The organism is Paenibacillus pabuli (genome assembly GCF_039831995.1).
In the GTDB taxonomy this organism is placed as follows: Bacteria; Bacillota; Bacilli; order Paenibacillales; family Paenibacillaceae; genus Paenibacillus; species Paenibacillus pabuli_C.
In genome coordinates, this window is record NZ_JBDOIO010000003.1 from 2601438 (window position 1) to 2622184 (window position 20747).

Annotated in this window: 21 protein-coding genes and 1 pseudogene; 17 read left to right on the top strand and 5 right to left on the bottom strand. The window is 44.3% G+C overall.

Going from position 1 to position 20747, the window contains the following annotated elements; translation table 11 throughout:
* Nucleotides 1–152: 152 nt before the first annotated feature.
* The gene (locus tag ABGV42_RS13920) at nt 153–737 is read left to right on the top strand and encodes a TetR/AcrR family transcriptional regulator (RefSeq protein WP_347382170.1); all 585 of its coding nucleotides are present in this window, start codon (nt 153–155) and stop codon (nt 735–737) included.
* 5 nt (nt 738–742) lie between these two features.
* On the top strand, nt 743–1489 hold the full coding sequence (gene map / locus ABGV42_RS13925) for a type I methionyl aminopeptidase (RefSeq protein WP_347382171.1): 747 nt from the start codon (nt 743–745) through the stop codon (nt 1487–1489).
* A 342-nt stretch (nt 1490–1831) separates the two neighbouring features.
* On the opposite strand, the gene ABGV42_RS13930 is transcribed toward map, so the two are convergent.
* Nucleotides 1832–1963, bottom strand: coding sequence for a sporulation protein YjcZ (locus tag ABGV42_RS13930; protein WP_095357864.1), 132 nt, complete (start codon nt 1961–1963; stop codon nt 1832–1834).
* 313 nt (nt 1964–2276) lie between these two features.
* On the opposite strand from ABGV42_RS13930, the gene ABGV42_RS13935 reads away from it, so the two are divergent.
* From ABGV42_RS13935 to ABGV42_RS13945, 3 genes are read left to right on the top strand one after another with little or no spacing between them, the layout of a single operon-like run.
* The gene (locus tag ABGV42_RS13935; protein ID WP_347382172.1) at nt 2277–2699 is read left to right on the top strand and encodes a hypothetical protein; all 423 of its coding nucleotides are present in this window, start codon (nt 2277–2279) and stop codon (nt 2697–2699) included.
* A gap of 29 nt (nt 2700–2728) precedes the next feature.
* Nucleotides 2729–3175 (top strand): hypothetical protein, encoded by a 447-nt coding sequence (locus ABGV42_RS13940; protein ID WP_347382173.1) that lies wholly within the window; start codon nt 2729–2731, stop codon nt 3173–3175.
* Between the two features lie 36 nt (nt 3176–3211).
* Nucleotides 3212–3664, top strand: a complete 453-nt coding sequence (locus ABGV42_RS13945) for a hypothetical protein (protein ID WP_347382174.1) — start codon at nt 3212–3214, stop codon at nt 3662–3664.
* A gap of 176 nt (nt 3665–3840) precedes the next feature.
* Here ABGV42_RS13945 and ABGV42_RS13950 read toward each other — a convergent pair.
* Nucleotides 3841–3990 (bottom strand): annotated as a pseudogene (locus tag ABGV42_RS13950) (helicase); the annotation flags it as partial.
* 449 nt (nt 3991–4439) lie between these two features.
* Nucleotides 4440–4868: a MarR family winged helix-turn-helix transcriptional regulator gene (locus tag ABGV42_RS13955; protein ID WP_347382175.1), complete on the bottom strand. Its 429-nt coding sequence runs from the start codon at nt 4866–4868 to the stop codon at nt 4440–4442.
* 156 nt (nt 4869–5024) lie between these two features.
* On the opposite strand from ABGV42_RS13955, the gene ABGV42_RS13960 reads away from it, so the two are divergent.
* From ABGV42_RS13960 to ABGV42_RS13970, 3 genes are all read left to right on the top strand, one after another.
* Complete coding sequence (locus ABGV42_RS13960; protein ID WP_347382176.1) at nt 5025–6335, top strand: amidohydrolase family protein; 1311 nt, start codon at nt 5025–5027, stop codon at nt 6333–6335.
* Nucleotides 6336–7138: 803 nt separating this feature from the next.
* Nucleotides 7139–8026: an NAD-dependent epimerase/dehydratase family protein gene (locus ABGV42_RS13965; protein WP_347382177.1), complete on the top strand. Its 888-nt coding sequence runs from the start codon at nt 7139–7141 to the stop codon at nt 8024–8026.
* Nucleotides 8027–8034: 8 nt separating this feature from the next.
* On the top strand, nt 8035–8553 hold the full coding sequence (locus ABGV42_RS13970) for a hypothetical protein (protein WP_347382178.1): 519 nt from the start codon (nt 8035–8037) through the stop codon (nt 8551–8553).
* 1112 nt (nt 8554–9665) lie between these two features.
* Here the strand turns inward: ABGV42_RS13970 and ABGV42_RS13975 are convergent.
* The gene (locus ABGV42_RS13975; protein WP_347382179.1) at nt 9666–10625 is read right to left on the bottom strand and encodes a sugar-binding transcriptional regulator; all 960 of its coding nucleotides are present in this window, start codon (nt 10623–10625) and stop codon (nt 9666–9668) included.
* Between the two features lie 229 nt (nt 10626–10854).
* On the opposite strand from ABGV42_RS13975, the gene ABGV42_RS13980 reads away from it, so the two are divergent.
* From ABGV42_RS13980 to ABGV42_RS14005, 6 genes are all read left to right on the top strand, one after another.
* Entirely contained in the window at nt 10855–11589 is a 735-nt protein-coding gene (locus ABGV42_RS13980; RefSeq protein WP_347382180.1) for an MBL fold metallo-hydrolase, read from the top strand.
* A gap of 27 nt (nt 11590–11616) precedes the next feature.
* Entirely contained in the window at nt 11617–12477 is an 861-nt protein-coding gene (locus ABGV42_RS13985; protein WP_347382181.1) for a Cof-type HAD-IIB family hydrolase, read from the top strand.
* Between the two features lie 82 nt (nt 12478–12559).
* Nucleotides 12560–13600: an ABC transporter substrate-binding protein gene (locus ABGV42_RS13990; RefSeq protein ID WP_347382182.1), complete on the top strand. Its 1041-nt coding sequence runs from the start codon at nt 12560–12562 to the stop codon at nt 13598–13600.
* Nucleotides 13601–13618: 18 nt separating this feature from the next.
* Entirely contained in the window at nt 13619–15376 is a 1758-nt protein-coding gene (locus ABGV42_RS13995) for an ABC transporter permease (protein ID WP_347382183.1), read from the top strand.
* Nucleotides 15373–16422: an ABC transporter ATP-binding protein gene (locus ABGV42_RS14000; RefSeq protein WP_347382184.1), complete on the top strand. Its 1050-nt coding sequence runs from the start codon at nt 15373–15375 to the stop codon at nt 16420–16422. The genes ABGV42_RS13995 and ABGV42_RS14000 overlap by 4 nt, the downstream gene beginning before the upstream one ends.
* A 4-nt stretch (nt 16423–16426) precedes the next feature.
* Nucleotides 16427–17206, top strand: coding sequence for a Cof-type HAD-IIB family hydrolase (locus ABGV42_RS14005; protein ID WP_347382185.1), 780 nt, complete (start codon nt 16427–16429; stop codon nt 17204–17206).
* A gap of 153 nt (nt 17207–17359) precedes the next feature.
* Here the strand turns inward: ABGV42_RS14005 and ABGV42_RS14010 are convergent, their stop codons facing one another.
* Nucleotides 17360–17500, bottom strand: coding sequence for a hypothetical protein (locus ABGV42_RS14010; protein ID WP_181150824.1), 141 nt, complete (start codon nt 17498–17500; stop codon nt 17360–17362).
* A 495-nt stretch (nt 17501–17995) separates the two neighbouring features.
* On the opposite strand from ABGV42_RS14010, the gene ABGV42_RS14015 reads away from it, so the two are divergent.
* The 3 genes from ABGV42_RS14015 to ABGV42_RS14025 all read left to right on the top strand — a co-directional run bounded on the left by ABGV42_RS14015 (nt 17996) and on the right by ABGV42_RS14025 (nt 20485).
* The gene (locus ABGV42_RS14015; RefSeq protein WP_347382186.1) at nt 17996–18343 is read left to right on the top strand and encodes a winged helix-turn-helix transcriptional regulator; all 348 of its coding nucleotides are present in this window, start codon (nt 17996–17998) and stop codon (nt 18341–18343) included.
* 158 nt (nt 18344–18501) lie between these two features.
* On the top strand, nt 18502–18843 hold the full coding sequence (locus ABGV42_RS14020) for a putative quinol monooxygenase (protein ID WP_347382187.1): 342 nt from the start codon (nt 18502–18504) through the stop codon (nt 18841–18843).
* A gap of 763 nt (nt 18844–19606) precedes the next feature.
* Entirely contained in the window at nt 19607–20485 is an 879-nt protein-coding gene (locus ABGV42_RS14025; protein WP_347382188.1) for an SDR family oxidoreductase, read from the top strand.
* Nucleotides 20486–20747: the final 262 nt, after the last annotated feature.

The window sequence follows — 20747 nt, forward strand, 5'->3', positions numbered from 1 at the left end:
AGGTAACATCCTCTTTAGTAAGCTGCCTGTTACTTGAACAAAAGCCGCTTCATCTTATCGAAAACGAATGAATCTTTTGCATTTCTCCGTCTCATGCGTTACTATTTTTATATTGACAAATTTGCAGGTCTATATAAGGAGGTTAACACGCTATGTCCCCCCGTACCAAAGAACAAAATGAGCTTATACGGATACAACGCAGAGAACAGATCCTGAACGTCGCCGCGCTCTCCTACTTTCGCACGGGCGGAAGTTTTGATATTCGTGACGTTGCCCGCGAGGCAAAGCTTGGATACGGCACAGTGTACCATTATTACCCCAACCGGCATTTATTAGTAGAAGATGTGTTGTGTAGGGGCTTCGAGAGATGCGAGCAAGTTATCACAGAATGGGCGAACAACAACGGCAGCCACCAGGATGACAGGCAGGTTTTGGCCTATTGCAAAGCGCTGCTCCAGCTTTGGCAATCAGATGCTTGTACATATCTTGTCTATAAAATGGCGGCAGAACATTATACAGGCTTGCCTGAGAAAGATCGCTACCACGCCAAGAAACGATTTATGGAACAACTGTACGTTCCACTCCAATTGATTACCCAGTGCGAAGACGATAGTGTCGACCATATGCTTGCTGTACTGATCGGCTGCTGTGGACTGTACTATTATGCAGGCAATTCCGAACTTGACGTGGATCGCATTGCCCATCTAGCCATGCAAGCTATTACAAAGGAGTCCTGAGACGAATGGTCATTTTAAAAAGCAAGTTTGAAATTGAGGCTATCCGGAAGGCATGCCAAGTGGTGGCTGAATGCCATCGTACAATCGCCCCGCTTATCAAACCAGGTATTACAACCAACGAGATTGATCGCATTTTTGAAGACATTATGATGAAGCACGGTGCAAAGCCATACCAGAAAGGCTATAAGGGCTATCCCTATGCGACCTGTGCCTCCGCCAACGATGTGATCGCGCATGGCTTCCCTAGCAATAAGCCACTTGAGGAAGGCGATATCGTGACGATTGACACAGTCGCGGAGCTGGACGGCTGGCTCGGCGATTCTGCCTGGAGTTATGCCGTCGGCAAGATATCGCCAACGGCCGAGAAGTTGATGCGCGTCACAAAGCAATGTCTAGAACTGGGCATCGAGCAGGCGCAGCCCGGCAATCGGCTCGGCGACGTGACAAGTGCGATTCAGAGGTATGCGGAATCACATGGCTTCGGCGTCGTGCGCGACCTTCTTGCCCATGGCATCGGTCGCGACCTGCACGAGGAGCCGACTTATATGCATGTTGGCAAGCCAGGAAAAGGCCTCCGTATCAAGGAGGGTATGGTGTTCACGATTGAGCCCATGATCACCGAAGGCAACTACTTGATTAGAATCGATCCGGACGGCTGGACAGCACGGACGATCGACAACAAGCTTGCCGCTCAATATGAGCATACGATCGCTATCACGGCTGAAGGTCCACAAATTTTGACCTTACAATAGAACAAATAGAAGTCGACCATTTCGTGGTCGACTTCTATTTGTCGTATTTGGCATAGCATCTTTCTCTAACTACTGTATAACATTTAATCGAAAACTTTGTCGCGGCGTCAGCTAACAATAAAAAAATAAATCGTAATAAATTCAATACGTTTAATCGGTTGCATATTCGGTTGCATATGTGGGCTGTTAAGCTAACGTTTCCCGTTAGCTTAACGAGCTATAGTAATTCTTTAATTACATATCAAACCTGAGGTTACATTCTAGATTTTATCATCGTTTAACTAACATGATCAAACAAAAAAACCGCCAGCAAAGCTGGCGAGAAAGTAAGAAGTAAACGAATTACACTAAGAATGCCTTTGAGATAATGACCAATAAAATAAAGAGTACGAGTATTGCACCAATGGACGTAAAACCACCATATCCTCCACTTACTCCTCCTACATTACCATTACCATACCCAACTTCACTCATGTTTCCATCCCCCTCTAATTGGTATGAGATAGATTATTCAGGTACATCCGTTTTGACAAGGCTTATAGAAAAAAAGGCCACACCCCAAACTTAAACAGGGTAAGCCTTCTTCCATTCAACTAAGGATGGGAGTCCTCTTTATCATACTCGCAATCACAATAGTTTATTCTTCAAGCTAACCATCCCATCAAAACACTCTGCTGTTGTTTGACTGACAATTGCCTTTTTTAATTTGATAGCCACTTCATCCATGCAATGCATCAGGTATTACGTATATTATGCTATATCTACATCGTTAGGAGGTGAGTATCTCATGACCACTTTTTTGGATGCTCGAACATCACAAAACGCTAGTTTAGCTAACTCTATCTCTGTACCCATTCTAGTTATTAACACGCCTCAGCTTTTCGGACAGATTGGTCTACTGACAGCCGGTGCTGGGACTAACCCACGTGTTCAGTTTAAAGGAACGGTTTCCGTTACACTTCCGTTAGCCCTTGCTGGAATAACGATTCGAGTCGTACGAGGAACCCAGGCAACTGATCCTGCAGTCTATTCTGCCACTGCTACATTTGGGCTAAGCGTCTTAGCGCCACAGGTCATTACTTTTTCGGGTAACGATTTCAATCCACCTATCCTCCCCCAATTGACGTACACCGCATTTATCAGTTCCAACCTATTAGGCGCCGTGCGTGTGGGGCCGGAAAACTTCGATGGATTTATTGTATCAGATTAATAAGAGTTTATAGATAGGAGGAATCGCCCATGGTACGTACACTTGATGCTCGTACTTCTCTCGGATCCAACGGTGTTACTCCGCTAAATGCTCCACTTGCATCCAATACGCCGACTCTAGTGGGTATCCTCGGACTCAATATCTTTAGTCCAGGACCACTAATTCGTACACAATTCAACGGCACTTATCGCATTTCTGTTGCCAATTTGTCTTCTATTCCTTCTGCCGTTCGATTTGAAATATATAGATCCGCTTCAAATTCAGGAACACCAGTCTATGTCGTCCAGCAACCCGTGTTCCCTTCGGAAGGAAGCATCTTAGCGAGCTTTGAAGGATCTGATTATAACATTCCAGCTCCCCCATCTGGCCAACTGATCTATTCATGTTATGTAACGTTTGTTCCAGTGTCCCCATCCGAAGTAGCCACACGTGTGGGGCCGGAATGTTTTAATGCCGTCGCATATAGTGACGATTAAAGTCGATCCACTCCTAAATAAGAGAGGAGGACAACCATGGTCAAAACGTTAGATGCACGTACTTCTCAAGGCTCTAATGGACGAAACATTATAACTCCTAGTTTTACAAATGGAGTTCCTTTACTCTTTGCTCAATTAGGATTGCAAGTAAATAACCCAGGTACATTGGTCCGTACGCTCTTTTCAGGTATAGTCGAACTTACTGCCAATGACTTGCCTATTAACGGAAACCTTGTTATCGAAGTATACCGGGGATTAGGAGCCTCTCAGCAGCTGGTTTACAGAGCTGGTACTATAGTACTTGCTAACGAATTCTTTAGCCCATGTGTATTCAGCTTTACCGGTTCAGAATACAATGTACCCACTTCCGGAAGTGGACAAATTATTTATTCAGCTTACGCAATATTCACCTATAATCCTTTGTTTAGTGTGAATAACGTGCGGTTGGGGCCAGAGAGTTTTAATGCAACGTTATACTCAGATGATTGAGGTATCGATGTACTTGCTGGCCCTCCCTGTCGAGTGAAACCTTTATTTTCGAAATTCTTTGCTCTCTTAAGTCTTCATCTAAGTGATAAGGGTACAGGCTCTTGTCTTTAACTTAGGCAAAAGCTTGTACCCTTTAAAATAAGAGACACAGTAAAAATGAGAGAAATACCTTCCGCGCCATTAATTCGTCTAAGATAAAACCCTTTTGGAAAATCTTCGTCTTCAGTTAGTATCTCCGATGCAATTGTGATAGAGCCCACTGGAGCTCTATGTTGCTGAATAGGATGTCCCGAATAACCTTCAGGTTGATCAAGATACACAAGTCTTCTCCTCGACATCTCTTCCGCATTTTTTCATAACAAAAAACCGTTAACTAAGTACATCACAGATTAACAGTTTGATTCTTTTTTACATATGTTCTAACTAAGTTTGAAGCATCTGATAAGCGTCTGTTTGTAAGCATCATTGCAGCTGCTTGAGGTGGATAAAATCATCGTTACTTGGACGTTGAGTCGAACATTCTCGTTTTGATAAGGGCAAATATATTTATTAACCCGCGACAACTTTTATTCCTTAAAATGATGATGCTTATACAACTAGAGGACTCTTCCAAATCGGCGATTCTGTTGTCTGCAGTCACAGTAACTTTTCTAAAGTAAATCCGACCAGGTTGGTAACTTGTACGATAAACCTGGCTTTGGCTCTCCGGTCAATTTTCCCCTTGCCCTTTCGGTAATTCCCTTAAAAAGTAGCCGTAGGGTGATTTTTTCCTCTCTCACAAGCGTTCATTAATTTTGATCAGCATTTCCTTTAGGATTTGCTTCTCCTCCTCTGTAAGGACTTGAACAATATCTTCCTCCACTCTTTGGAACGAGTCTTGAAAGTTTTCAATTAATTCAATTGATTTTGGCAAGACATATATATTTTTTTGGCGTTCATTGTTGGGCGGGATTCTGCGCACGATATACCCTTTTTGCTCTAAACCTTGAAGCATGCTTGTAATGCTGGCCCCACGTAGATGAAACCGATCTGCAAGGTCCTTTTGAATAATTTGATTATCTTGGTTTTGATAAATATAGTCGATTACTTTCCCTTGTTGAGCGTTCAATCCCAGCTCCTTTATACTTTCGTCTGCTCTCTTCTTTAACTTAAGACCAATAATCTGAAACAAATCCAGATAAGGCGTGTCCTTTGGCGTTTGCATGATCGTCCTCCCTGTCATTGTTAGGAATCTAATTGTAAGTAAACAAACTATACTGTGATCCTATAAGCTTGTCAAATGAATATTAGTTTATTGACAGTTAGAAGACTAACAGTTAGTATCCTAATCGTAATACATAAACAATTTGGAGGGATTCACATGGAGAAGGTCATACAAAATACTGTGTTAGAACAAGTTACAGCAATTACAAATGTACGTATCTTTGATGGGGAGCAAATGATTATACCTAGACATGTTGTCATTAAAGGAGAATCCATTATTTCAGTGGGCGGAGACCTACCTGCCGATGCAACGATTATCGATGGAGAAAATGCGACTCTAATGCCTGGTCTTATTGATGCACATGTCCACACCTCAATCGGCGGATTAAGAGATGCCTTAAAATTCGGCGTTACAACAGAACTTGAAATGAACGGGGATTTTACTAAACGTGGTCGCGAAATTCAGTTGAAAAATGTGCATGACATCGCAGACGTCCGTTCTGCTGGCACAGCGATCACCGCTCCAGGCGGACATCCAGATGAGTTGCTGCCAGACGGAGATGAAATTCCAGAATTCGTATTAAAGGAGCTAGAGAAGTTATCGGAGGAAGACCGGGAAGCGATGTTGGCCGCATACGCTCACGATCACGAAGAGATACCACAAGTGACGACGGTGAAAGAAGCGATTAAACATGTGCATACCCAAGTGGAGAATGGAGCGGACTATATTAAAATCATGATTGAAGAAGGAACGGTCATGGGAGCACCTGGCCTGCCTGTACTAAACGATGAGATTCTAAAAGCATCCGTGACAGAAGCCCACAAGCTCGATAAGCTGGTCATCGCCCACGTCTTGACTGCTCTTTCATCGCAACAAGCTATCAATTTTGGAGTTGACGGTTTAGGGCACTTGTTTATCGACAGACCCGAGAACACGTCCGAGTTAGTGAAAGCTATAGCAGATGCAGGCGCTTTTGTTACACCTTGCTTGGTGTTAAATTCATCGATTATCGGAAATCCTGCCTCTGAATTGGCAAACGATCCGCGTGTTCATTCTAAATTAAGTCCGGAATGGATCGATATTTTGAATTCAAGCTTTAATACGTTCCCTCAAGGCAATATGGAGAACAGCTTTAAGAATGTGATGGATCTTCACCGTGCCGGAGTTGATATTCTGGTAGGGACAGATGTCGCACCAGTTCCCGTTCCAAACCTTGGCGGCCTTGCTCATGGCGCCAGCGTCCATCATGAAATGCAATTGCTGGTAAAAGCGGGGTTCACTCCGTGCGAAGCCCTTCAGTCGGCTACTGCGAAACCAGCCCGCTGCTTTGGTCTTCTCGATCGCGGCCGTATTACCGAAGGTGCACGAGCTGATATTATTCTCGTAGATGGTGATCCAACCACTAATATTTCAGATACCCTGTCAATCAAATCAGTGTGGCTCAAAGGCCTGCAACAACTATGTTAATGAGAATCTGCATCTCCACATCATGTCGTTAGAGCGAATGTGGTACTTCACTAACAAACTGGATAATACCAGTGTAGACATAAAAATTATCAAGCCGTCTTCTTGGTTTATCGAGTTAGAGTTTCCCGTTAGTTTAAACTCTATATTCCCTGCATGTAGCCTTTGACCACAGCAGACAATTTAGTTTGTCACTTTAATCTCTAACTCACTTACGCAAAAAATAACCGCTGTATAGTAACAGCGGTTATTTTCATTATTTTAATAGCATTTGCAATGCTTCTTTTACGGAAAGTGGTTTGCGACCTAAAAGCATTTCTAGATCAGAATGTGGCGCTTCTAATCCCCCCTCACGAATACATTTTTTGATTTCGACAGAGTCTATGACCAGATATTTTCAGTCTTCTGGTACGCTTGGCAGTTCTATCATGTGGAATACGCTGCTATGCAATCCGTCTCATATGGATGCTAAGAGCAACAAGTTTAAGATGACAATGGTTTATGTCGGTTTAGCGAGACAGGTACTTGACATATGCAATCCGTAGCCCTAAAATGAGCTAAGTCAGTCGATTATGGACTCGATGAGTCGATAATAGGAGCGCAAATGAATTATTCTTAACTCGACTATGCACTTCATGTCCATGCGATCAAAGGAGCTGGTTCTTTGTATGAATGCAAGCTGAATCACGCACCTTTTTTTGTCTCTATTATAGATATAGAGTATCTATAATATCCGATTGTTTATTTAAGAATAGGAGGCAGTGACAGATCGTATCACTTTACTTAGATTAGGGAGATGACGAACGATGAAAATATTTATGACAGGCGTTACCGGATATATTGGAAGTTCTGTGGCTAAAGTATTGCTCGATGCAGGGCATTCAATTTATGGTCTGACCCGGGGCACCAGCGAAATAAACGAGCTGAAAGAGCTTGGAGTGGAGCCTGTCGTGGGCACACTTGGAGATACGGAAATACTGGCTGATTACGCAAAACGGAGCGATGGAGTGATTCATACAGCTGACGTTGCTCACCGCAAGGCTATTGAGACGTTTATTAGCGCTTTGCGCGGTACAGGAAAGCCGTTGATTCACACATCCGGTTCAGGCAACGTTGGGGATGATGCCAAGGGCGAATTCCAAAGCGAGCAAATCTATAACGAAGAAACACCTGTAACAAGGGACTTGGAATCGATTCGAGTCAATGAGCTGGTGCGCAAAGCAGGGGTCGATCAAGGAGTGCGAGGCATTGTCATCGTACCTTCCATGGTATATGGAACGTCTCTCGGACTTCCAAGAGACAGCATTCAGCTTCCAATGATTGTACAGAAATCGAAAGAAGTGAAGGCCGGAGTCTATATTGGCAAAGGTCTGAACAGATGGTCGAACGTCCATATTCGTGACTTGGCCCATTTGTATCTTCTTGCGCTAGACAAAGCGCCATCCTCCTCTTACTTTTTCGCAGAAAATGGCGAGGAATCGTTCCGTGATCTAAGCCGTTACGTGAGTGAGGCGCTTGGATATGAGGGACGCACGGTGAGCTGGTCTCTGGAAGAAGCGGTTTCTGAATTTGGCCTTCTGGCTCAATATACACTTGCGACGAATTGCCGAATTCGCTCTGTGCATGCTCGAAACTTGCTTGGCTGGAAGCCTGAAGCCGAATCCGTGCAAACTTGGCTTGCTAATAGCCTTTGAAGATTGTGATGTTGATCATTGCAGAAGGCGCGCTAAACTCGCTTGAAAGTGTGAACGTTGTCCACATCCGGCCTGTCGGCTTTTACAGCAATCTTTTTGCCGACATGCAAAGCCTCAAAACCCAGCAGACTATCTTCAGCCCAATTTCAGTTGACATCCCACAAGGCTGGGTCAGCCCCGTTGATATTGCAGACGTCGTTTACGCCATGATTTCTCACACCCCAGCGGGTAAAAGCGCGAAGTTCATAGTTAGTGACTGGGCCACAGGCAACGACTGGCCCAACGCCCTTGCCGAGAAAGGTATCGAAGCCAAATACCAACAAATTCCCGTTGAAGCTCTTGCTGAGAATATGAAAAAAATCGGCTTCCACGAAAACACTGCCAACGGCTTTGCCCAAATGAACCGCGCCTGCGAGAACGCCGACGAGTTCTACGCCAGCCTCCGTGCAACCGACTACCACCTTGGTAAAGTCAAGGTCGGAGACTTTGCGAAAGTTTTCGCAGATGTGTATAATAAATCTGTTTAAACAGTCCTGAATACTGTTAACCTGCGGATGAGAATGCGCCTAAGTGCGCTACTTCTTTCGATAACTTGACCCGGAGAATCTTGAGATGGCAGCCTGTTCATCCTGCTCTAATCTCAGACCTCGAACAGGGTTTTACTCTAACTTGGTTTTGACATATAAAGAACAGAGCGCGCTGAAGTGATAGCGAGCTTTGTTCTTTATTGATAAATGCGCACAAAAAAAACCTTACCTGTGATAAGGTTCAATCGAATGACTTTAAACTAACCTGCCCGTTAACTTAACAAAAGCAGCCGATCACATGGATCAGCTGCTTTATTAGTTATTATTGAGTTATCGACCTTAATAGTCATAATTAATGAAGAATGTGCTTATGTATTTCTGTGCTCTATTTTATCATAAAGGTCTTGCCCCCCATAGCTGCGATCTGTTACAACATCCCTTATGAACCGGACACCATTGCTAGAATCCCCCCCAAACGAAGCCCCGCTAAGCGCTCCTAACACCATAACAAATGGACATAACATAATGGTTAATACTCGCTTCATTTCCTCAACCCCTTTTCCTTTTATCGGAAATTTTATTATGATTATCCTATTCATACGAATATAAATTTTAGAGGTTTCAACGCTCTACAAATTAAAACATATACGAGATAGAGAATAGACAAATATGAAAATACCAGCGCTCTAATTAAAAAACTACAAGAGCGTTTTACTAATTAACCCTTAAAACCACTCCACTATTGTATCAGTTATACGATATCCGAGGCTGAACATTTGAAACTCCGGTTACTATGTGAACCGGAGTTTTATTATATGTCTGCAATGATTGCCCTTGGTTCCTCTATCGATAACAAAAACCTCCTTTAGAGCAATTCAGTCTAATGCATCTAATAGGAGGTTTATTTTCAATTCTTAAGTAGAGTTTGCTGTAGTGAATTGAAAGTAAAACTTGAGCATTTATGTATGTTCCATTTGATCAATAAAAATTAAAATAGCAAAATAGGTAGCACTCTAACGATCCGCTACCTATTTGCTTGCCTTGAAATTGTTTAGACTACTCGTAATTAATATTTATTAATTCTACTTTCTGCTTCTTTTATCATTATTCTATTAGCTATTTGGAACAAGTTGACCGTCCAAAATACGTCTGGCCGTCGACTCATCCGTAATGAGCATATTAATGTACTTACCGCGCAAAGAAGCGAGTATGCACTCAATTTTGTGCAGACCAAAGGCCATCCCGACAACCGTCTTTGCCTTTTTCAACTGCTCAAGTCCAAGTCCAATGACTTTACGGTTAATCGAATGTTTCGCAATCGAACCGTCTCTTGTAATAAACACAGAATTAATATCTGCAACCGCATTCATCGCTTTGAGTTCAGCTAATGCCTGTTCATTGAGGTATCCTGAGCGTTCCATGGTGGACATTGAAAACGGATTGCCAATGCCGACCAGTGCCAGATCGATTTGTTCCGCCTCTCGCAGAACTGCTGCAATGTTAGCCATACCCACAATCTGCTCACGCAGTTCTTCGGTCTCTACCACCGCAGGGGCATATAAGCTCTCGCATGAGACTCCCATTTTCTTGGATAGCTCATACGCGATCTGATTGGAGTGCATTTCATTACGATAATTTCCCGTTCCACCAACAAGTGGAATGATTTTGACGTTTTCCTTTTTCTCTAACGGAAATTCTCTAACCATCTGATACAACGTGTTCCCCCAGGAAACGCCTACACGATCCCCGTTTTTGATCAAGCGTTGCACAAATTGGGCAGCCGCTCTTCCAACTGCACTTGACACCAATTCCTTGTTTAAATCTTTGGTCGGAACCACCAGAACTTGCTTCAAATGAAAAGCTTGCTCAAGCTCTTTTTCCAGATTTGAAATTTCACGATCGTCATCATGAATCACAATTTCAATGATGCCTTCGTCCTTAGCCCGCTGCAGCATTTTGGAGATGACCGGCCTGGATACGCCCAGTTTCTCCGCAATCTTCTCTTGAGTCCACGATTCGTAATAATACATCTTACATACCCTGACTAAATTTTTGCGCTCTTCTATATTCACATACAAGTCCGCCTTTTGCTTTATAGTGCGTACACATGTCCCAATATAAAATGGCGTTCACGCCGGAGTCAAGCGAGGAACATCTTTCCAAATTGTTTTTACACAAGTTTGACATTCATTTGACATCCGAGTAATAAAGCATCCTTACAATGAGAACTGTTCAGAACATTTGTAACAACACAGAACATTTGTAATTGACTGCAGATCAAGACAGACCGAGGTGCAAACGATGAATGTAAAGATTCTGGGTTATTGGGGAGGCTACCCCGCAGCAGGCGGGGCAACAGCAGGATATCTGGTAACCACCGACGAGGGACAAATTTTATTGGATTGTGGCAGCGGCGTAATGAGCAAGCTCCCTTCCGAAACCAGGGTAGAAGCTTTATCCGGCGTGATTCTGTCTCACTTGCATTATGATCACATGGCAGACCTTGGCGTTCTTCAATATGCGGCAGCAGGTGCCATGCGCAATGGTCGCATGAAAGAGAAACTAAAGCTCTACGCGCCGGATGATCCTGCCGACATGCTGCACGGCTTATACAGCGAACATACCAAAGTGATTCCGATTGACCCTTCCACTAAAGTCCGGCTTGCAGGAGCGGACATCGAATTCGTGCATGTGGAACATACAATTACTTGTTATGCAATCAAGATTTCTTACAAAGGTAAGGTGCTGGTGTATTCGGGTGATACCTCCTATTGTAATGCCTTGATCGAGCTCGCCCGTGACGCAGATATTTTCCTGTGCGAAGCAACAATCTGCGAGGGAAGCGTACACACCACTGGCAAGGGACATATGAATGCGATGCAAGCAGGCATGATTGCTGGACAGGCCAATGTGAAGCAGCTCGTACTCGTGCATCTGCCCGGCGACGGTAATTTGGAGTTCATGCGTGATGAAGCAAGTCGGACCTTCCATGGACCGGTGGACATCCCTGAGCCACTGCGCATGTATACCCTATGATCCATCGAACAGGAAGGAATGATTGCGTTGCATAGATTGCTTGCGCTTGATTTGGATGGAACCATGTTGAATCCGAACAAAATCATTACAAAAGAAACGCGAAGCTCCATTCAGCAATTAATGGCGGATGAAGTCGATGTCACCATCGCATCTGGACGTTTCCCCGCTTCGGTATGGCTACATGCGAGGGAAATCCCATTGAATTTTACCCTGGTTGCATTGAATGGTGCGGTAACTGTTGATCCAAAGACCGGACAAATGATTGAAGGATTCCCGCTGGAAACAACATCCCTTTTATACTTGCTGGATGTGATTGAGGAAGAAGGCGCCTACGTTCATTTCTATGGCTACAATGTTCTATATGTACGGCAAATCAATGATACGAATCGGAACTGGGCAATGAATAATGTTGTTGTGCGACCAGAACTGCCATGGACGGAAGATCATTATAAAGATCAAACCGAACTGATCCGGTTGGTTGAAGTCGGTTCCGATTTCAGAACGTTCGTAAACAGCATGCCTGGCATGATCTACAAAGCGGCCATCATTTGCACAAACCTTGCCGCCCGCGAAAGGTTATATAAGCGACTTGAAGCATCGGGGATGTTCCAATGCACGAAAACAGGCAACTTGCGATTTGACGTAAACGCGGTCGGAATCAGCAAGCGCGATGCACTTGAGCGTCTGTGCCGAGAGCAAGGTATCGATCGACAAGAGGTAGCTGTAGCAGGAGATTATGACAATGATCTGGACATGCTGCAGTGGGCTGGATTGGGTATTGCAATGGGCAATGCTGAGCCCCATGTCAAAGCGATCGCAAACGTCATTACAGGTACGAACGAACAGGATGGCGTCGCTATGGCGATTCGCAATTACCTGCTTAAATAGTCATTTCAATGACCTTGGTTGCACTTCATAAATCGACTGAAATATAAGAGGCCACAAGTGGCATACAAAGGAGAGATCTTTCGTGATTCCATTCAAAAAGTCATTACTTCTGCCCGTTCTGGCAGGCATGATCATATTTAGCGGCTGCTCTACACAAGGACAAGGCGCTTCAGAAACGAACAATGTCAACGCCGGAGCAAGTACGGTATCAGGGAAGTTGTCCTTCTATACCTCTCAGCCTGAAGAGGATGCTACAAAGCTAATCTCCGCTTTTAACGATCAATATCCGGACGTCGATGTCAGCGTCTTCCGCTCCGGGACAGAAGAAGTCACCGCCAAAATTCAAGCCGAACGCCAGGCTGGAAAAACACAAGCTGACGTCTTGCTGCTCGCCGACGCGGTAACCTTTGAAAACCTGAAGCAAGAAGACCTTCTACTCTCCTATAAATCCCCAGAATTAAGCAAAATCCCTGCCGATTTAGTTGACCCTGACGGCATGTATGCGGGAACCAAGGTCATGGCTACCGTACTTGCGACCAACACGCAAAAAGTGGCCTCCCCTCCGACGTCGTGGAATGTACTGACTGGGGCAGACAGCAAAGACGCATCGATTATGCCAAGCCCGCTCTATTCTGGTGCAGCGGCCTACAATATTGGCGTATTCAGCCGTACAGATGGATTCGGTTGGGATTTTCTACAGCAAACGAAGGATAATGGCATATCCGTTATCAAAGGAAACGGTGCTGTTATGAAAGCTGTAGCCAGCGGCGAAAAATCATACGGTGTTGTTGTGGACTATCTCGTCGCACGTGAAAAGGCCAAAGGCTCCCCGGTTGAGTTGACCTATCCAGAAGAAGGCGTGCCGATTATCACCGAGCCGGTTGGAATCATGAAAGATGCCGGCAATGTACCAGCTGCAGAAGCCTTCGTTGATTTCCTCTTATCGGAAGAAGGACAACAATTGTCGGCAGAGATCGGTTATTCCCCGATTCGGGAAGGTATCTCCCCTCCTGAAGGACTCAAGAGCGTCTCCGAAATGAAGATTTTATCTGGTGACCCGGTTAAACTTGCTGCTGATCGTGAAGCGGACAAGCAACAATTCATTCAAGTATTCGGCGAGTAATGATTGGAGCTGTTAGATATGGAAAAATCGAAGACGAACATCATCTCGTGGCAAGCAGCACGAAAAGGGCGCAAGCCCTTTTCCGCCTGGCTTGGCCAGCTTCGCTGGAGCCGCTTGGGTGCACTGCTTGGCGGAGCTGCTGTACTTGTCTTTTTTGTCTATCCCATCTTGAAATTGATTTTGCTTAGTTTTCAGGGTGAACACGGTTGGACGCTGGCTCATTACGGCGAGATGCTGCAGCAAGAGCGCTTTTGGACGACCATCCGCAATACCTTTTATATCGTGGCTGGATCTACCCTGTTCGCACTTGTGCTTGGCATAGCGCTGGCTTGGATCGTTGCTTATACGGATATTCGGAATAAATCGGCGTTACATATGGGCATCATGCTTTGCTTCATTCTACCTTCTTATGTATTGACATTGTCCTGGTCTTCTTTTACTGGATCCCAAGGCTGGCTTGCCGGTTTACTTCAATGGATCCATCCGGACCTAGCTCCTTGGAGCATGTACAGCTTGGGCGGGATCATCTTCGTCATGGGCATTCATCATTTTCCGCTAGTCTACATGTTCACACTGGATGTTCTTCGCAAGATCCCGCGCGATCTGGAATGGGCTGCGAGAGCAGGCGGAGCCAGCAGGCTGGAAGTATTCCGCAAAATTACCCTTCCGCTTGCCCTTCCCGGCTTAACTGCCGGCGGTTTGCTGGTCTTCTTGGCTTCACTCGACAATTTCGGCATTCCCGCTTTTCTGGGCACGCCCGTAAATATTTCTGTTCTCAGCACGCTGATTTACGAAGAAATTATTGGATTCGGTCCATCCGCCTTTGCCCGTGGTGCCTCTCTCTCCGTTCTACTTGGTACAGTCGCCGTGGTGGGCAGTTTGCTGCAATGGATTCTTTTGCGTAAAAGCCACGCTTCGGATACGATGCAACCCGACCTTACACCGAGATACGCTTTGGGACGCATGCGCAAACCGCTGACGTGGGTCATTTGGACAGGCTTGCTCTTAATCACCGTTGTTCCTCTTTCATCAATGATTTCCATGTCTTTGAAAAGAGCATATGGATTAGGTCTAACCCGTGCCAATATGACGTTGGACAATTATCGGTACATCCTTTTTGAAAACGAGCGTGTATGGCAATCTATCCAAAACAGCTTGGTACTGTCCCTGGTTACGATGCTGGTCTGCCTGGTCATCGGCTCGGGATTCGCTTATGTGCGGGTTCGCAAGCCAAATTCATTCAACAAAATGGCTGAACTTGCTACTGCAGTTCCCTATACGTTGCCTGGCATCGTCTTCGCGCTCTCCATCATCTTAGTTTGGATGGAACCAATCCCCGGTTGGAATCCGGGTATCTACGGCTCCATGTCGATCTTGTTCATTGCGTATATTTGCCGGTTCTTGATTTTGCAGATTCGTTCCAGTGTTACGTCGTTCATGCAGCTCGATTCCTCCATGGAAGAGGCTGCTCGAATTTCTGGTGCCGGGTTTTGGCGCAAATGGAGCGCAGTTTTGCTACCATTGCTGTTGCCGAGCATGTTAACCGGAGGCATGCTGGTCTTTTTGACCGCGCTGACCGAACTTACCGTGTCGGCCCTGCTGTATTCCTCCGGATCTCAGACCATTGGCGTAACGATCTTCAGTTTTGAACAGGCAGGGGACACCCTATATTCTACCGCATTGTCTAGTCTGATCGTTGCACTCATGGCAGTAGGAGGCATCCTTCTGTTGCTCGTTCAGCGCTGGGCCTCACGCAAGGGAGTGAAGAAATCATGAGCATTCACATTAAACAGGTGAGCAAATCCTTCGGCAGCTTTCAAGCGCTGCACACCATTGATTTAACGATTGAGGATGGAGAATTCGTGGCGATCCTTGGACCATCAGGCTGCGGAAAAACGACGCTGCTGCGCATCCTGGCGGGATTCGAGCAGCCCACCAGCGGCGAAGTATCAATAGACGGCAACGTTGTAGCTGGGGCAGGCACACTGCTTCCTCCAGAAAAACGTCGGATTGGCATGGTCTTTCAATCTTTCGCACTTTGGCCCCACATGAATGTAGCTGAACATGTGCGCTTCCCGATCCGAACGCATAAATCCACTCCGCCACACATTAAAAATAACGAGCAGTCTCGCATTCAGGAGGTTCTAAACATGTCCGGCTTGTCGCATTTGGCGGAGCGGATGCCCCATGAACTATCTGGGGGTCAAAAACAAAGGGTCGCGATAGCACGAGCCATCGCACCTGAACCGTCACTACTTCTTATGGACGAACCACTGAGTAGCCTGGATGCCATGCTGCGCATGGACATGCGGCGGGAAATTCAGCAAGTCCATCGCAATACAAGATCTGCTATCGTTTATGTTACGCATGATCAAGGGGAGGCCCTTGCTATGGCTGACCGCATCATCGTCATGAAAGATGGTCGGATCGAGCAAGCAGGTACGCCGCAGGATATCTATTTAAGGCCTTTGACCGAGTTTGTAGCGAAATTCGTATCAAAATCCAACTTGGTCTCTGGTCACTGGGAAGCGAATCGATTTAAACCAAAAGGTAGTGAAAATGTGTCTTGGTCCGGGGTCAACGTTGCAGACTACTTCAAGTTGAACGGCATCTATCCCGTAAGACCCGATCAGTTTCAATTGCAACCAGATCTGCAGCCAGGCATCGGGGGTAAAATCGTGAATGTACAGTTCCAAGGGAAAGAGTTCCATTATGACATTCAAGGCGACACCGGTCGGTGGGAGGTCATCTCCCCGCTATCCTTCTCTATGAATGAGCAAGTCAGCCTGAACATATCATCCTTGGGCAGCGAAGGAGCGTGATCAGTTGACTTCAACAAACAAACTCGTCCTCTTTGACGTCGATGGTACACTACTGGATCGCCACAATCGAATTCCGCCTTCTGCAAAAGAAGCCGTTATGGCTCTAAAAATCGCCGGACATACGGTTGCCTTGGCCTCGGGGCGTTCTCCTTTTATGCTTGAGCAGGTCAGACAGGAACTGCAGCTCGATTCGTATGTCAGCTTTAACGGCCAATACGTCATTGATCAAGGAACTCTGATTCATAGCAATCCGATTCACCCAGACGCCCTGGACAAACTATCCGCGTTTGCTGTTACACAAGAACATGCTCTAGTGTTCCTGGATCATGCACAGATGAGCTGCAGCCAAGGGTATCACCCCCATGTAGAGCTGTGTCTGAATTCACTTGGCGTGAAACATCCTAGCCATCATGCTTCATTTTGTGAGGACCGGGCGATCTATCAGACCATGTTGTTTTGCACACCGGAGGAAGAAGCTGCGTATCGCGAAAAGTTCGACATGTTACATTTTGTACGGTGGCACCCTCTCTCCATGGATGTTTTGCCTGCAGGCGGCTCAAAAGCCGAAGGTGTGACAAGACTAGCTGCTCGGTTGGGATTTGAGCCAAAAGACATCTATGCATTCGGCGATAACTATAACGATATAGAGATGTTTCAATACGCAGGTTGTAGTATTGCTATGGGTAATGCTCCCGAAGCTTTACGACAGTTGGCATCCCACGTAACATTAAGTGCAGATCGGGATGGCATATGGCATGGCTTAAAATGGACAGGGCTTATTTAGAGTTATTAGAGCAAGAGACAAAAAACCTTCTGGATCAACTATCCAGAAGGTTTTGGTTTTGGTTTTGGTTTTGGTTTTTTGTTTAATTTCTCAGCCTGGAAGGGTATTCAACCGAAGTAATCACTATCAGTGAGTGCTACTCCCTACAAACTCTTAAACCAAGAAAGCTTTAGATATGATGACCAATAGAATAAAGAGTACCAGAATTGCACCGATCGAAGTGAATCCACCATATCCGCCACCAATTCCTCCTACATTTCCCTCGTTATTCCCGCCGTATCCAACTACACTCATGTTCCTTCCCCCTCTTTATTAGTATGAGATAGGTTATTCACGGTCGGCCAATTTGACAAGGCAAAAATAAAAAAGGGCCATATTCCGGATAGTATCCTATGCTAAGCATCATACTGGTTTGCGTAGGAGATATAAAATATTGGCCAGCATATTGTAAACCTTGGGCCATTAAATATCCGGTTATACCCAGTAAAATAAAGTGCCACATTCTTAATTTTGTTTCAGGAACCTTAGTTACTGTAGAATGTTGTTCTCTCCTATTCTTACGTCTCTGTAAAAAATAAGATAGAATAAATATTACGATTACTGCAATAGCATAACGCAAACCAGCCAGCATAATAGGACTAATTCCCTCATCAAAGGCTAGTATGTTCAATGTATTTAGTTTTTATTGGCATTGATAAAAAACAGACAGAATATACGGCAAGGTTGGTGAATTGAATCAACACATATACTATAGTAATTGAAAATTAAATGAGGGATGGTGTTTCTCAATTGAAAACTTTTTATTGTGATCTGGAGATAACCTTAGATGTCATTGGCGGAAAATGGAGACCTCTTATTCTGTATTACTTAATAAAAGGTCCTAAACGGACCGGTGAATTGAAAAGGCTCATACCATCAATTTCTCAGAAAATGTTAGTACAGTCGTTGCGGGAGTTGGAGAGTAATAATTTGATTATTAGAAAAATGTACAATCAGGTACCACCGAAAGTGGAATATGCAATATCAGAAATGGGTATGTCACTTGAACCCACTTTGCGAGCTCTTTGTGATTGGGGTCAGGATTATGCAGAGAAGACATTGAACAAGGATGAATATCGGAGATTAAATGTAGAATAGAGTAATTTTAAAAATCAATTTATTCTGTACTTCATCACAATTATCACTTTTTAGTTACTATATAACTTAAAAGTACGTACTATTTTAAAAGTGATACATAGTACATAATGAGACTTGTGACCATGAAGAAAATAAAAAAATAAAAGGAGTGTGTAGTGATGTCAACAAACAACAATCAAATAATTCTCAATATACGTTTTAAAATTAAGCCTGGTAAGAAAGAAACTTTCCGTGAAAGTCTATTTGCGATGATTAGCAACTTCAAAAGTGAACCTGCCTTTGTCAATGCGATCGTCTCCGATGATCTTGATCATTCTGATGATCTTGTCATCTATGAGATCTGGCAAGGAACAAGAGAAAATTGGATTCAACACGAACTTAATAAACCTTATCGTGCTGAGTATGAAAGTGCACTTACCAACCTTATTGATGATAGAATTGTAAGCTGGCTTGAACCAGTCGGTGAATGGGGAAGTACACTGACGAATGTAAGACGGTAAGTTTTTTAAGGTAAGGATTATCACCTGCAGTCCTTGCTATAACTTCCAAGTTGATTTGTGACAAATGATCTCTGAATATTTCGCCGTGAAACAACAGTCACTGGATTTACTGCCACACTTAATCAATGGAAGATGTTCTCGCTAGCTTCACTATAATTGATGTTGTGGAGGATATGATAAAAAAGGCCCCTTTTTTTTGATCATAATGTAACTGTAACTGTTACATTTATGCCGATTTACCTTCATTGGAGAATAAGATGATGTGGCCGCAAATGCCTATTGCTTTGTCGATGGTTCCTGACTGTACAGGCCACGTTCTTTATTGATGCTACCAACCGCTTTGAAAATATGGAACCTTTAGTTGGTGAATTGTCAGGAAAGAATTCGAGTGAAATCGTAGCCCAATATGCTCCGGGTGCTCGGGTAATCAAAGCTTTTAACAGTATTCCGATGGAATGGATTAAAAATTACACTCTGCTGCAGCAAGTAGGAAGTTCTCGTGCTGGATTAAATCTAAATCTGTTGGAGCGATACAGTGTACGATAACGCTATTCTAGGCACAAGTGCCAGCAGTTGTATGAACCAAATCTTATTGGTTGAAATGTCTCGTAATTTGCGGACATTTACCGTCTCCGATATTCATGAATGTTAAGGACTATTCGTCAATCATATGGTCATAAAACTGATGAACGATTCGGAAAGTTGTGATTGGTTTCTAGTTATACGATTAAAGCACTAATAAAAGTACAAAGGGGTTATTAATATGGGTAAAATACTTATTACTGGAGCAACAGGTAATCTCGGCAGCAGGACACTAGAGCTTCTTCTAAAAAAAGTTCCGTCAAATCAGGTCGCTGTATTGGTACGTAATCCGGAATCCGAAAAAATGAAAAAGTTTGTTAAAGAAGGTATAGAAGCTCACCAGGGCGACTATTTTGATTATAACTCACTTCTGCGAGCTTTTAATGGTGTTGAAAAAGTTATGCTTATTTCCGCGCAAGCATTTACCGACCGCAATACCCAACATTTCAATGTCATCGCAGCTGCCAAACAGGCTGGTGTCAAACAAGTGATTTTCACGTCGATCATACGAAGAGAAAATTCAAATCTTATTGTGCCCGAAGTATCGATATCCGACTTATTTGCTGAACAAACACTTAAAGCATCCGGATTAGCCTATACCATTCTGCGGAATCCACCGTATCTTGAAGTCATGCATTCGTATTTCGGAGATGCGCTTAAAGTCGGCGTACGAGTACCAGCGGGTTCCGGTAAAGTAGCAGCTGCATCTCTGGACGATTTGGCGGCAGCCAACGTAGCCGTTCTCACTCAAAACGGGCACGAAAATAAGTCATATACTTTAAGTGGCAGCGAGGGAAGCTCTTTTGCAGACATCGCTGAAGCCCTCTCGGAAATTAGTGAGATAAATATCCCTTATGAGGCAATTAGCGAAAAAGAATATATAGACACTATGGTAGCGAATGGCTTGCCTGTTCTTATGACTGATTTCTTATTAGGTTGGGTGCGAGGAATCAACACTGGAGAATTCTCGGAGACGTCCGGGGATCTTGAACGTCTGATTGGCCGAAAACCAATGACATATAAGGAATTCTTTAAAATCAAATCTCAGTTTTCTAAATAATCCATTTAGACAAAGACATTCCTTCCTTGGGAATATTATACCCTTGTTAAATTCAACTATCCTGCCCGTTAGCTTAATGAAACGGATATTACGTTACATTTCTTTGGGCATCTGTTCTTAACCTCAGGAAGAACTTTGTTCATGATAATAGCGACTTTGAATGGAACAATGTTCATGGTCCCGCGACACGAGGGGGAAAAATACTTTTGGCTTGCATTGATTGCAATTAACAGCTCTATGCACATCTGACATCAATATTCCA

Excerpts from the sequence above, each read along its gene's own strand:
- ABGV42_RS13980 (WP_347382180.1), top strand. The coding sequence starts at position 10,855 with ATGAATGTAAAGATTCTGGGTTATTGGGGAGGCTACCCCGCAGCAGGC.
- ABGV42_RS14000 (WP_347382184.1), top strand. The coding sequence starts at position 15,373 with ATGAGCATTCACATTAAACAGGTGAGCAAATCCTTCGGCAGCTTTCAA.
- ABGV42_RS13970 (WP_347382178.1), top strand. The coding sequence starts at position 8,035 with ATGTTGATCATTGCAGAAGGCGCGCTAAACTCGCTTGAAAGTGTGAAC.
- map (WP_347382171.1), top strand. The coding sequence starts at position 743 with ATGGTCATTTTAAAAAGCAAGTTTGAAATTGAGGCTATCCGGAAGGCA.
- ABGV42_RS14025 (WP_347382188.1), top strand. The coding sequence starts at position 19,607 with ATGGGTAAAATACTTATTACTGGAGCAACAGGTAATCTCGGCAGCAGG.
- ABGV42_RS13960 (WP_347382176.1), top strand. The coding sequence starts at position 5,025 with ATGGAGAAGGTCATACAAAATACTGTGTTAGAACAAGTTACAGCAATT.
- ABGV42_RS14010 (WP_181150824.1), bottom strand. The coding sequence starts at position 17,500 with ATGAGTGTAGTTGGATACGGCGGGAATAACGAGGGAAATGTAGGAGGA.
- ABGV42_RS13965 (WP_347382177.1), top strand. The coding sequence starts at position 7,139 with ATGAAAATATTTATGACAGGCGTTACCGGATATATTGGAAGTTCTGTG.
- ABGV42_RS13955 (WP_347382175.1), bottom strand. The coding sequence starts at position 4,868 with ATGCAAACGCCAAAGGACACGCCTTATCTGGATTTGTTTCAGATTATT.
- ABGV42_RS13935 (WP_347382172.1), top strand. The coding sequence starts at position 2,277 with ATGACCACTTTTTTGGATGCTCGAACATCACAAAACGCTAGTTTAGCT.
- ABGV42_RS13945 (WP_347382174.1), top strand. The coding sequence starts at position 3,212 with ATGGTCAAAACGTTAGATGCACGTACTTCTCAAGGCTCTAATGGACGA.
- ABGV42_RS13930 (WP_095357864.1), bottom strand. The coding sequence starts at position 1,963 with ATGAGTGAAGTTGGGTATGGTAATGGTAATGTAGGAGGAGTAAGTGGA.
- ABGV42_RS13995 (WP_347382183.1), top strand. The coding sequence starts at position 13,619 with ATGGAAAAATCGAAGACGAACATCATCTCGTGGCAAGCAGCACGAAAA.
- ABGV42_RS13940 (WP_347382173.1), top strand. The coding sequence starts at position 2,729 with ATGGTACGTACACTTGATGCTCGTACTTCTCTCGGATCCAACGGTGTT.
- ABGV42_RS13920 (WP_347382170.1), top strand. The coding sequence starts at position 153 with ATGTCCCCCCGTACCAAAGAACAAAATGAGCTTATACGGATACAACGC.
- ABGV42_RS14020 (WP_347382187.1), top strand. The coding sequence starts at position 18,502 with ATGTCAACAAACAACAATCAAATAATTCTCAATATACGTTTTAAAATT.